General features: G+C 40.3%; 7 protein-coding genes. All 7 read left to right on the forward strand.

Going from position 1 to position 13,063, the window contains the following annotated elements; translation table 11 throughout:
• The first annotated feature begins 9 nt into the window (after nucleotides 1–9).
• The 7 genes from malQ (at nucleotide 10) to H5087_RS03780 (ending at nucleotide 13,034) form a co-directional block, all read left to right on the forward strand.
• Nucleotides 10–2,004 carry a 4-alpha-glucanotransferase gene (malQ, locus tag H5087_RS03750; RefSeq protein ID WP_182671207.1) on the forward strand — a complete coding sequence of 665 codons (1,995 nt, stop codon included), beginning with the start codon at nucleotides 10–12 and terminating at the stop codon, nucleotides 2,002–2,004.
• Entirely contained in the window at nucleotides 2,005–4,212 is a 2,208-nt protein-coding gene (gene glgB / locus H5087_RS03755; protein WP_182671208.1) for a 1,4-alpha-glucan branching protein GlgB, read from the forward strand.
• On the forward strand, nucleotides 4,205–6,268 hold the full coding sequence (gene glgX, locus H5087_RS03760) for a glycogen debranching protein GlgX (protein WP_182193805.1): 2,064 nt from the start codon (nucleotides 4,205–4,207) through the stop codon (nucleotides 6,266–6,268). The genes glgB and glgX overlap by 8 nt, the downstream gene beginning before the upstream one ends.
• Nucleotides 6,261–8,798 (forward strand): glycogen/starch/alpha-glucan phosphorylase, encoded by a 2,538-nt coding sequence (locus H5087_RS03765; protein WP_182671209.1) that lies wholly within the window; start codon nucleotides 6,261–6,263, stop codon nucleotides 8,796–8,798. The genes glgX and H5087_RS03765 overlap by 8 nt, the downstream gene beginning before the upstream one ends.
• Before the next feature lie 14 nt (nucleotides 8,799–8,812).
• Nucleotides 8,813–10,114, forward strand: coding sequence for a glucose-1-phosphate adenylyltransferase (glgC, locus tag H5087_RS03770; RefSeq protein ID WP_002958601.1), 1,302 nt, complete (start codon nucleotides 8,813–8,815; stop codon nucleotides 10,112–10,114).
• Between the two features lie 80 nt (nucleotides 10,115–10,194).
• The gene (locus H5087_RS03775; RefSeq protein WP_182671210.1) at nucleotides 10,195–11,730 is read left to right on the forward strand and encodes a glycogen synthase; all 1,536 of its coding nucleotides are present in this window, start codon (nucleotides 10,195–10,197) and stop codon (nucleotides 11,728–11,730) included.
• Nucleotides 11,731–11,819: 89 nt separating this feature from the next.
• Nucleotides 11,820–13,034, forward strand: coding sequence for an EAL and HDOD domain-containing protein (locus H5087_RS03780; protein ID WP_182671211.1), 1,215 nt, complete (start codon nucleotides 11,820–11,822; stop codon nucleotides 13,032–13,034).
• Nucleotides 13,035–13,063: the final 29 nt, after the last annotated feature.

The raw sequence follows: 13,063 nt of genomic DNA on the forward strand, positions 1-13,063 counted from the left end.
GGCGATTCAATGGATGCTCTTTCGCAGTTGTTTTACCTGCATGGTATTGGCTTTGAATTCACTAAGTATACAGGTGAACAGGTATTTTTTAGCGAAGAAACGCGTAAACGTGCTTTGCAATGTTGTGGTGTTGATACAAATAATGAAGCAGGAATAGCTCAACTAACTTATGATTTAGATGCATCGCTTTGGCTTGATTTAGTACCTAGTGTGAGTTTAGTTGAGCAAACTGCATGTTTGTTAAAGCTTCGTATAGATGAACGTCAGCAATATTTAGCCGCTAATATCGATGTCCCTTCACTTGGAATGCATTTAGCATTTGATAACCTTTATAACTTGGCTGTCACTGGTGAATATTACTTGCATGGCGTTCGTTATATTGAGCTGGCATTACCCATAGATAATATGCCAATTGGCTATCATGACGCTAATGTTCAGGTAGGTGAGCAACACGCTATTACACAAATTTGGTGCGTGCCTGAGCAAGTCTATCAAGTGGGAGACACAAAGCGCACTGGATTATCTATTCAGCTTTACACATTAAAAAATAGAGCGAATTTTGGTATTGGCGACTTTGACGATTTATTAGCGCTTACAAAACTATGCAGCTCCCAAAACATGGATTATATATTACTTAATCCACTGCATTTGTTATTTGCTGATATGCCAGAGCGAGCCAGTCCTTATAGCCCTAATAGTCGCGCTTTATTAAATCCTCTCTATATTTCTATCGTACTAAGCGAAGACGCAATAAATAACGAAAACCTTGACGCCATTATGCAGCAAGATGATGTCGCTGCACTTATTAAAAGTAATGATCAGTTTATAGATTATGAAAATGTAAGCCGTATAAAGTATACGTTATTTGAAGCGCTTTATAATCAGTTTGAATTAACGGCAAGTGATGAGCGTCGCCAAGCGTTTACTGATTTTTGTAATGCTCACTCTACTACGTTAAAGACCCTCGAATCAGATAACCTAACATTTGCTTATTACCTGCAATGGCAAGCGCATATGCAACTGGCACTGTGTCAAAAAAGTTGCGCAGAAAGAGGCATGGCTATTGGCTTAATAAACGACTTAGCTGTTGGTTGTGCTGGCGATGGGGCTGAATTTAAAAACCAGCAATCGCTGTTTAGCCAAGGTGCAAGTGTAGGTGCTCCACCCGATCCATGGGCTGAAGCAGGTCAAAATTGGGGCCTCCCAGCCCTCAATCCCCAAAGCCTTAGTAATAATCACTACCAATTTTACCGCTCGCTCATTCGCGCAAACATGCAAAACGTAGGTGGGCTTCGAATTGACCACGTAATGGCTATTAGGCGCCTATGGTGGTGCTTTGAAAGCAATGGCGAACAAAACGGCTGTTATGTTTACTATCCGTTTGAGCATTTACTTGCCATTTTAAAAATTGAATCGCATATTAATCAGAGTATTGTTATTGGTGAAGATTTAGGCATCGTACCGCCAGAGGTTAGGGAAGCTTTGGCATCTAGCGGTATTTTTTCCAACAGCTTATTTTATTTTGAGAAACAACACAGTGGAGAGTTTTTATCGGTAGATGAGCTAGCAACACATTGTTTGTTAATGATAGCCAATCACGATGTTCCTCCATTTACAGGCTGGTGGCAACATGATGATTTAGATATTAAGCAACAATATAAGCTTATAACTTGCAATGAATACGAGCAACTAAAGCAACAGCGAATAGAAGAGCAACAAAGGTTACTACGTTTTATTAATCACCATGGCAATACAACTGAGCTTTTATTACATAGTGAAGCTGTGACTGTTTATAGCGCACTTGCATTGTGTTTAGCAGGCTCTCAATCGCGTTTATTTGCAATACAAATAGATGACTTAGATGAGCAAAAGTATCCGGTTAATATCCCCGGGACAGATAAAGAATATCCTAATTGGCGACGTGTATTAACGCATACCAGTGAAGAAATTTTTACCAAAAATGCCTCACTTTTAGCTGCTATCGATTCAATAAGGAAAGGTTAAATGAGCAGTACAACTAATGAAAATAGTTACGATGCACAAGTACACGCATTAAATACAGGGCGATTTAAAGACCCATTTAGCTTCTTAGGGGCACATAAAACGGATGCTGAGGTTGAAATTCGTTTTTATCTACCTTGTGCAATAAGCGTAAGTGTTACATTAAATAATAAAAGTATTAAGGCGAAACGCTACCAGCAAAGTGATTTATTTATAGCCAAAGTTGATGCTTTGCCCACTGCGCCATATCAATGCATTGCTCAGTACACAGATAGCAGCGTTACCTTTTATGATGAATACAGTTTCCAAAGCACACTTGATGCAGAGGCAATGTATTTATTTAACGAAGGCAGCCTTGAACATGCTTACTCGCATTTTGGTGCACATTTTAGTACTCAACAAAACGTAGACGGTGTACGTTTTTGTGTATGGGCGCCTAATGCGGCAAGTGTCTCTATTATTGGTGAGTTTAACTTTTGGCAAGCGAATCGCCACTTTATGCGCTTTCATCCTGCAAGTGGTGTATGGGAGTTATTTGTACCAGGCCTTAAAGCTGACATGTGCTACAAATTTGCAATTACCGCGCAAAGTGGAGAGGTGCTCGAAAAAGCCGACCCCTATGCATTTAAAATGCAACAAGCACCTGGCACTGCAAGTGTACTGCAGTATAAACCAGAACCTATAAAGCTTGGCGAGCAGGCACTTCAAAACAGACAAAAGCGTAACCATATTGATGCACCAATTAGTATTTACGAAGTGCATTTAGGCTCATGGCAACGCGCTGAAAACAACCGCTATTTAAGTTACACAGAGCTTGCCGATAAACTCGTTAGCTACGCTCTTGAAATGAATTTTACTCACCTGCAACTTATGCCAATAAGTGAATACCCGTTTGATGGTTCGTGGGGGTATCAGCCTGTTGGATTATTTGCACCTACCAGCCGCTTTGGCGACTACAACAGCTTTAAATACTTTGTAGAGCAGTGCCACAATGCTAATTTAGGTATTTTGCTTGATTGGGTACCAGGGCATTTTCCAAGCGATCCGCATGGCTTACATCGATTTGATGGCACCCATTTATATGAGCATGCTGATAAACGCCAAGGGTTTCATCCTGATTGGAATACCTACATTTATAACTACGACCGTCCTGAAGTTAAAAGCTTTTTAATATCAAATGCTATGTATTGGCTACATCAATTTGGTTTAGATGGTCTGCGTGTAGATGCCGTAGCTTCTATGTTGTATTTAGATTACAGCCGAAAAGAAGGCGAGTGGGTTGCTAATTGTTACGGTGGGCGTGAAAACTTAGGTGCAATTGAGTGCCTAAAACAAGTCAATATGCGCAGCTATAAAAACAACCCAGGCATTATGATGGTGGCTGAGGAGTCAACAGCATGGCCGGGTGTCACCCAAAGTGTTGAGCACAACGGTTTAGGCTTTGGTTATAAGTGGAATATGGGTTGGATGAACGATAGTTTGCATTACATACAGCACGACCCTTTATATCGTCAGCATCATCATCATGAAATGACTTTTTCGATGGTATACGCGTTTAGCGAAAACTATATATTGCCATTAAGCCACGATGAGGTAGTACATGGTAAAGGCTCGTTAATTGAAAAAATGCCAGGCGATGATTGGCAAAAATTTGCAAATTTACGCGCTTATTACGCATTTATGTGGGCACACCCGGGTAAAAAACTCTTATTTATGGGCGGTGAAATTGCACAGCGAAAAGAGTGGGGGCACGATCATTCTATCGATTGGCATTTACTTGAGCACCAAAGCCACAGCGGTATAAAGCACACCGTAAAAGCGCTCAATACCGTTTATAAAACCCAACCCGCGTTGTATGAGCTTGATTCGAGCGCGGCTGGTTTTACCTGGATAGATAACAATAATAATCAGCAGAGCATTTTAAGCTTTGTTCGCTATGCTAAAAACGCAAAAAACTTTGTGGTTGTAATTGCTAATTTTACCCCCGCGTCCTATGAAAACTACGTTATTGGCGTACCGAGTAAAGGGCGTTACAAGGTCATTGTAAATACAGACGATACTCAGTTTTTTGGCTCTGGCGTTGAGGTAACTAAAGATTCTTCGCTGATAGTTCAGGCAATAAACGAATCAAATCATGGTTTTAAACACAGTATTTCAATTGCCATTGGTGGCTTAACTACTATTTATTTACAAAAGGTTGATGATGAGTAACCGATTTGATGTAGCACCCGGTAATGTAGAACCACTTGGCTCTAGTGTTATTGATAATGGGGTCAACTTCGCGCTTTATGCGCCTGGGGCAAGCCAAGCTTATGTATGCCTGTTTGATAAAAGTGGCCATTCAGAAATACTAAAAATGGCGATGAACATCAACGAAGGGGGTATTTGGAGTATTCATATTTCGCCATTAAACGCCGGTGCGCTTTATGGTTTTAGAGTTGAGGGTGAATATAACCCTAAAAATGGTCAACTGTTTAACGAAAATAAGCTGCTGATAGACCCATATGCAAAAGACTTGTTTGGCGAGTTTACTTGGAGTGAACGCCACTACGGGCAAATGCCAATCGGTACTAAAAGCACTGTAAATAATGCGATTGATATACCTAAATCAAAAGTAGCGGCTCCTACGTTGTATACGCATAAAAAGCCTAACCACCGTTGGTCAAACACGGTTATTTATGAGTGCCATGTGAAAGGTACAACGTGTCGTCATCCTAAAATACCTAAACCTCTACAAGGAAAGTTTTTAGGGTTAAGCCACCCAAGCTTTATTGAACACTTACAAAGCTTTGGTGTTACAGCCGTTGAGCTTTTGCCTGTTCATTCTTTTATTAGTGAGCAATTTTTAACAGGGAAAGGTTTGCAAAACTACTGGGGTTACAACACGCTTAACTTTTTTACGCCCCATAAAGACTATTTGGTAAACGACGATATAAACGAGTTTAAGCAAATGGTGCAAGAGTTCCATGCTGCAGACATAGAAGTCATATTAGATGTTGTTTACAACCATACAGCTGAAGCAGGGGCGGATGGCCCTATACTATCGCTTAGAGGCTTTGATAACTTAGCCTATTACCGCACAGTAGATGGCCAGCCTGACGTATATATAAACGATACCGGCTGTGGTAATACCATAAATATTGACCACCCTAAAACACTGCAACTTGTACTTGATAGCCTTCGTTATTGGGTTGAAGTAATGGGAGTTGATGGTTTTAGGTTTGATTTAGCGACCATTTTAGGCCGCTCAAAAGCAGGCTTTAGCTCCGCACATACTTTTTTACAAGTAGTTGCCCAAGACCCTGTGCTTAACAAAGTTAAGTTAATAAGCGAGCCTTGGGATATAGGCCCAGGTGGTTATCAGCTTGGTGCATTTCCGCCGCCATGGCGAGAATGGAACGATCAATACCGCGATGTAATTAGACGTTTTTGGCAAAGTGAAACAGGCATTATTGCAAGCGTTGCAAAACGTTTGCATGGATCGTTTGATATTTTTGAGCACAGCCAACGTGGGCCGCTCAATAGTATTAATTTCATAACGAGTCATGATGGTTTTACCCTTGCTGATTTAGTGAGTTATGAGCATAAACATAACGAAGCTAATGGCGAGCAAAATCGAGATGGGCACAGTGCAAATCATTCGTTTAACTGTGGGGTAGAAGGTTTTACCAGCGACTCTAAAATAAACGCACTGCGCTTACAGCAACAAAAGAACTTTTTACTTACTTTAATTCTCTCAAAAGGTGTTCCAATGATTGCCGCTGGCAGCGAAATGGCGCACTCGCAAGGGGGGAATAACAATGCTTATTGCCAAAATAATCGCACTAGTTGGCTTGCCTGGAAAGATTCTCAACTTAATCATTCGTTAACACGATTTATTGATGATGCATTAAAAATTAGACGTGCGCACAGTGCGTTTAAACACAGTGTATTTTTAGATGATATAGACGAGCGTTTTACCGTTAAGTGGTTTACCGAACAAGGTAAAACCATGACTGATGCTCACTGGCATGAAGATACCAGGCAGTTTTTAATGTATAGCTTACTTGATAAGCAAAACAATCATGCATTGCTGATTGTATTTAATGCCAGTGAAAAAACAATTTTTTGTCAAATGCCCCCATCGCCAATTAATGCGCCGTGGCAAATGATTCTATCAAGTGTACATAATGCATCTGTGAGCAGTAATGAAGATGCGATGGTTGAAATTTCAGCACAAAGTAGTTGGGTTTTTAGTGCCAATTTAGAGGATGTTAGTCATGGTTAAACAAAGTGATCAAGTGTGTGTAGTAAAGGGCTGGCAAGAAGGGCCAGTTATTGATGAAAGTACGCTTAAAGATGACTTAACACGGCATTTTTATTATACCCTCGGCCGAGATAAGGTTGGTGAATCGCAGCATTATTTGTATCACGCATTAGCGCTTACTATTCGCGACAGACTTGTGGCCCGCTGCAGAGAAACGAATCAACAAATTAAGCAAGAGAAACGCCGCAAAACGGCTTACCTTTCTCTTGAGTTTTTGATGGGGCGTGCGCTAGGTAATGCTGTTTTAAATCTAGATTTAGATGAACAAGTAAGCTCAGCACTACAAGAGTACTGCACAACAATAGAAACAATTGAAGACGCCGAGCACGACGCTGGCCTAGGAAATGGCGGGCTAGGGCGCCTTGCAGCCTGCTTTTTAGATAGCTGTGCTAGTTTAGCGTTGCCTGTTATTGGCTATGGCCTACGATACGAATACGGCATGTTTAATCAATCGATTAAAGATGGTAACCAAATTGAGCAACCAGATAACTGGCTACGTGAAGGGCACCCATGGGAGCTAAGCGCACCAGAGCATGCAAAACGTGTGAAGTTTGGTGGCTATGTGCAAAGTTACACAGATAAATTTGGCAGAGAGCACCGTCAATGGATGGGCTCACAAGATGTATTAGCTGTACCGTACGATGTACCTGTCCCAGGTTATAAAAACAATATCGTAAATACACTACGTCTGTGGAAATCAGAGGCAACAGATGAATTTAATTTAACCGAATTTAATGCGGGCAGTTATTCAGAAGCCGTCGCACAAAAAAATCTAGCCGAACAGATCACCATGGTGCTGTATCCAAATGACAGCAGCGAAAATGGTAAGGAGCTTAGGTTACGCCAACAATACTTTTTATCATCGTCGAGTATTCAAGACGTAGTAGACCAATGGGTTTCTCAACATGGCGAAAGCTTTAGTGACTTTGCTGATTTTCATGTTTTTCAGTTAAACGACACGCATCCAAGTATTGCTGTTGCAGAGCTAATGCGTATTTTAATTGATGATTACGAATTAAATTGGAACGATGCGTGGCAAATCACAACTAAAACCATGGCCTATACAAATCATACGCTACTTCCTGAAGCGCTTGAAAAATGGTCTGTTTCGTTGTTTTCAAAATTATTACCACGCATTTTAGAAATAGTTTACGAGATAAATGCACGCTTTTTAGCACAAGTTGCACAGCAATGGCCGGGAGATGTTGAAAAGCAACGTGCATTGTCACTGATTGAAGAGGGTGATGAGCCGCAAATTCGTATGGCTTATTTAGCTATTGTAGGTAGTTACTCTGTAAATGGCGTAGCAGCACTTCATACTGAACTGTTAAAAGCGGGATTATTTAAAGAATTTTATGCATTGTGGCCAGATAAGTTTAATAACAAAACAAATGGTGTAACGCCTCGTCGATGGCTTGCGCATTGTAATCCAGTATTAAGTGAATTAATTGGTGAAAAAATTGGCCATGATTGGGTTAAAAACTTTTCAAAAATTAGTGACCTACGTCGTTTTTATGACGACAAGGCATTTCATGAGCAGTGGCAAAATGCTAAACGTGAAAACAAACAACGTTTAGTTGATTTAGTTAAGGCGCGCTGCGATATCGATTTTGATGTATCAATGATGTTTGACGTACAAGTAAAACGTATCCACGAATACAAACGTCAGCTATTAAACATACTTCATGTGATTCATTTATATGACCGTATTCGCCGTGGGGATACCCAAGGACTTGTTCCTCGTTGTGTCCTATTAGGTGGTAAAGCAGCGCCAGGTTATTACATGGCTAAAAAAATTATTAAGCTTATTAATAACGTGGCAGAGGTTATAAATAAAGACCCTCAAGCTGCACCATATTTACGCGTCGCATTTTTACCTAATTACAACGTAACCGCAATGGAAGTTATTTGTCCTGCAACCGACCTCTCAGAGCAAGTATCTACCGCAGGCAAAGAAGCGTCTGGTACTGGCAACATGAAATTTATGATGAATGGTGCATTGACAATAGGCACGCTGGATGGCGCAAACATTGAAATTAGAGATGCTGTTGGTGCTGATAACTTCTTTTTGTTTGGCGCACAAGCGCACGAAATTGACGATATTAAATCACGTTATAATCCAGAGCATTTAATATCTCAAAATAGCGATTTAAAGAATGTGATGCAATTACTCGAGAGCGGACATTTTAATTTATTTGAACCATGCTTATTTGACGACATAACAAATGCAATTAAGAGCCCGCACGATCCATGGCTTGTTGCTCACGATTTTGAAAGTTATGTAGCAGCCCAAAAAGAAGTTGATAAAGCTTACGCAGATCAGACCTACTGGACACAAATGAGTATTTTAAATACAGCAGCCAGTGGTATGTTTTCAAGTGACAGAACCATAAGCCAATACAGTGAGGATATTTGGCATTTAGAACCCCTCAATATTAGTGAAACAGACTTAACGACAACTAAAAGCCATGCCACTAACAGCCTAGACTAAATGGAGAGAGTATTATGCCTAATTATGCAAATCGCTACATAAGTAGCCTAACCAGAGAAACTTACGCGTTAATACTGGCAGGCGGTCGCGGTTCTCGCCTGCATGAGTTAACCGATTGGCGAGCAAAGCCAGCAGTTTACTTTGGTGGTAAACATCGAATTATCGATTTTCCACTATCAAACTGCATTAACTCGGGTGTGAGACGTGTTGGTATTGCTACACAATATAAATCACATTCATTAATACGCCATGTAAACCGCGCATGGGGGCACTTTAAAAAAGAGCTAGGAGAGTCGGTTGAAATACTACCTGCATCTCAGCGCCAAGGTGATGATTGGTATTGTGGAACCGCAGATGCTGTTTTTCAAAACATAGATATTATTCGTCATGAGCTTCCTAAATATGTGATGATTTTGTCTGGAGATCATGTGTACCGTATGGACTATGGTGCTTTATTGGCTGAACATGTGCAAAAAGGCGCAGATATGACTGTGTGTTGTATTGAAGTCCCAGTAGAGGAAGCCGCAGACACGTTTGGTGTAATGACCGTTGATGAAGAAAATAGAGTGTGTCGTTTTGATGAAAAACCAGCAATGCCGAGCTCCGTACCCGGCAAGCCAGGTACATGTTTAGCATCAATGGGGAACTACATTTTCAATACAGAATTTTTATTTGAGCAACTTAAAAAAGATTCTGAAAATGAAGGCTCTGGACGCGATTTTGGTCACGATATTATTCCAGCGATTATAGAAGAGCATAATGTATTTGCTTTCCCATTTAGAGATCCAAACCAAGAAGGGCAACCTTATTGGCGCGATGTAGGTACGCTTGACTCGTTCTGGGAAGCTAATATGGAACTGGTAATGCCAGAGCCACAACTTGATTTATACGATCCAACGTGGCCAATATGGACTTATCAAGAGCAACTACCACCTGCTAAATTTATTTTCGATGACGAAGATAGACGTGGTATGGCTTTAGACTCAACAGTCTCGGGTGGGTGTATTATTTCGGGCTCTGCGGTTAGAAAATCCCTGTTGTTTTCTAACGTTCACGTTCGCTCATTTTGTACCATTGAGCAGTCGGTTATTTTACCCGGTGCGGTTATAAACCGAGGTTGTAAAATTAAACGCGCAATAATAGATAGAAGCTGTGAAATACCTGCGGGTCTTGAAATCGGTTTTGACAAAAAAACAGATGAAGAAAACGGCTTTAGGGTATCTAAAAAAGGTATCGTTCTTGTTACACGTGATATGCTCACTGAGCTTGCAAAAAAGTTAGAACGCCAAGCGCGAGAAAATAAAAAGCTAGCGTAACAACAAGTTAGATAAGCACGACAACATAGCTTGCTCATTTGTGAGCAAGCTCACACAGGTTTAAAGGAAATAATAAATTAATGCATGTATTAATGGTTGCAGCAGAAAATGACGCGTTACCAGGCGCAAAAGTAGGCGGTGTGGCAGATGTAGTACGCGATGCACCTAAGGCTCTTGCAAAGCAAGGTATAACGGTTGATGTTGTTATTCCTGATTACGGGTTTGAGCCGCTTGAGCGTATTTATATAGGTGAAGTAACCGTTGCATTTAATGCTCAACCCCATGTATTAACCATTTTTAAAGTACAACAAGCCGAAAATAATGTAAGCCAGATTGTTATTAGCCACCCGTTATTTAGTGAATCAGGCAGTGTATATTGTAATGATGCACCGGGGAGGCCTTTTGCAACTGATGCGACTAAATTTGCTCTATTTAACGCAGCCGTCTGCGAAGCGTTATTACAAGGTGTATTAAAGCGCCCTACAGCGCTGCATTTACATGATTGGCACAGTGCCTGCGTTGCAGTTTTACTTAAGTTTGAGCCACGTTATAGCTCACTTAATACCTTACCTATTGCCTTCACAGTGCATAATATTGCACTGCAAGGGATAAGGCCTTTCAAACATGATGATTCAAGCTTAGAGGCGTGGTTTCCATCACTTAGTTATAATGGCCAGCAGTTATGCGACCCGCGTTACCCTCATTGTTTTAATCCTATGCGCAGTGCAATAAATCTATGCGATAAAATACATGTTGTATCGCCAACTTACAGCCAAGAGGTTCTTGAACCTAGCAATTACGAACATGGTTTTTTTGGTGGCGAAGGGCTTGAGCAAGATCTGCAAAATGCAGCAAGCCAAGGCAAGCTTGTTGGTATTTTAAATGGCTGCGAATATCCAAGCAATGCACTTGAAGGAGCAACTCTCGCTGATTTTTATAGCCAAGCAGAGAACACTTTATTTACTTGGATGGCAAATAGCGAGCAGTTACAAAGTGGCTACTATATTGCCCACCAACGACTACAGCAATTTAAAGCAACGGTTAATAACGGTCCATTAGTTACAAGTGTTGGCCGTCTTACTGAGCAAAAAGTGTTGTTATTGTGCCAGCAGGTTAATGGGGTTTTAGCTATTGATAAAGTGTGCCAATTAATTAATGAACATAATGGCAGACTTATTATTCTCGGCTCGGGTGACAAAGAGCTCGAAAGTATATTTACCAAAGCAATGGCGCGTAATTCCAATCTTTTATTTTTAAAGGGGTATGGGCAAGGTGTTGGCGATTTAATGTATCAATTAGGTGACTTATTTTTAATGCCAAGCTCGTTTGAACCGTGTGGTATTAGCCAAATGCTAGCAATGCGAGCGGGGCAACCGTGTTTAGTACACAGTGTTGGCGGATTAAAAGATACTGTTAAACACCACGAAAATGGTTTTAGCTTTAATGGAGACACGTTGGCAACGCAAACGCGTAATTTAATTAGCTGTTTAGACGAAACTCTCTTAATTAAAAAGCAAAATCCTAAAAGATGGCATAAAATTAAGCACAGCGCAGAGCTAATGCGTTTTTCGTGGCCACAAGTGGCAACTGATTATATAACAACCTTATACCGGTAAATCGTTTCTGTACTTTAAAGTTTAGTGACAAATCTACCTGCTTAGGGTTTAATTACTTAGTATTATATAAAAGCTAAGAAGTAGGTAATGTGTCTGTATTTGTTGCAAGGCAAGCAATATTCAATCGAAGTAAAAAAGTAGTAGCCTATGAGCTACTTTTTCGTGATAGTCCAAAAAATTATTTTCCAGATATTGCAGAAGGCCAAGCAACAGCAAGGCTTATTATGGAAAATCAATTAAATTTAGGTACACGCCATATTACATCAGGCAAAAAAGCACTTATTAATATAGGACCAGAATCACTAAAACTCGATTTATGTGCTTTCTTACCATGCCAAGACGTTGTGATTGAGTTGCTCGAAACCATAGAACCTACCGACGATAACTATGAGCTATGCCGAGGTTTATTTCATAGTAACTACAAACTCGCGCTCGATGATTTTGTATATAAACCACAATGGGATCGTTTTCTAAAGCTTGTGAAGCTCATTAAATTTGATATTGCAATTACACCTCTTAGCGAAATACAGCCCATAGTTACTAAGTTACAAGCGCATAAACAAATAAAAATACTAGCCGAAAAAATAGAAACACAAGAAGACTATAAGCTCGCCTTTGATATGGGGTTTGATTATTTTCAAGGCTATTTTTTTGCAAAGCCTACCATGATCAAGCAAAACGACATTGATTATAATTATGGTTTAGTCGTCGCTATTTACGCCGAAATAATGAAGCAAAGCCCTGACATTAAAACCATCGCAAGCCTGTTTGAGCTAGATGCTGCACTCGCATATAAGTTACTAAGATTAATAAACAGCGGTGTGTTTCCTATACAAAGCCAAATATCGTCATTAAAGCAAGCGCTTGTGTATTTAGGACACGAACGCCTGAAAAAGTTTGTGAGCCTTATTGTTACTGCTCATACAGCGGGTAAAAAGCCAGCAGAGCTAATGCAAGTATGTGTTGTACGTGCTCGCTTTTGTGAGCTTGTGGCAAAAAATGTTGATAAAAGTCAGTCAGGCGAAGCATTTTTAACAGGGTTATTTTCACTGCTAGATGCAATCCTTGATCAACCAATGAGCTTGCTTGTTGAAAAGCTACCTTTCCCTGATGAAATAAAAACGGCATTATTAGGGGACAAAAACACACTTTATTATATTTTAAACGTTGTTAAAGCATATGAAACAGGAAGCTGGTGGGCACTTGAACAAGCTGTACTTTTGCTAAATATAGACAGTGCTATACTACCTCCACTTTACCAGCAGTCAGTCGATTGGGCTGACAGTTATAAGAATAATATTTAACGGATAATAGCTTTAATGCGCAATTATAA

It is taken from the genome of Pseudoalteromonas sp. SR43-7 (genome assembly GCF_014163785.1).
Lineage (GTDB): Bacteria > Pseudomonadota > Gammaproteobacteria > Enterobacterales > Alteromonadaceae > Pseudoalteromonas > Pseudoalteromonas distincta.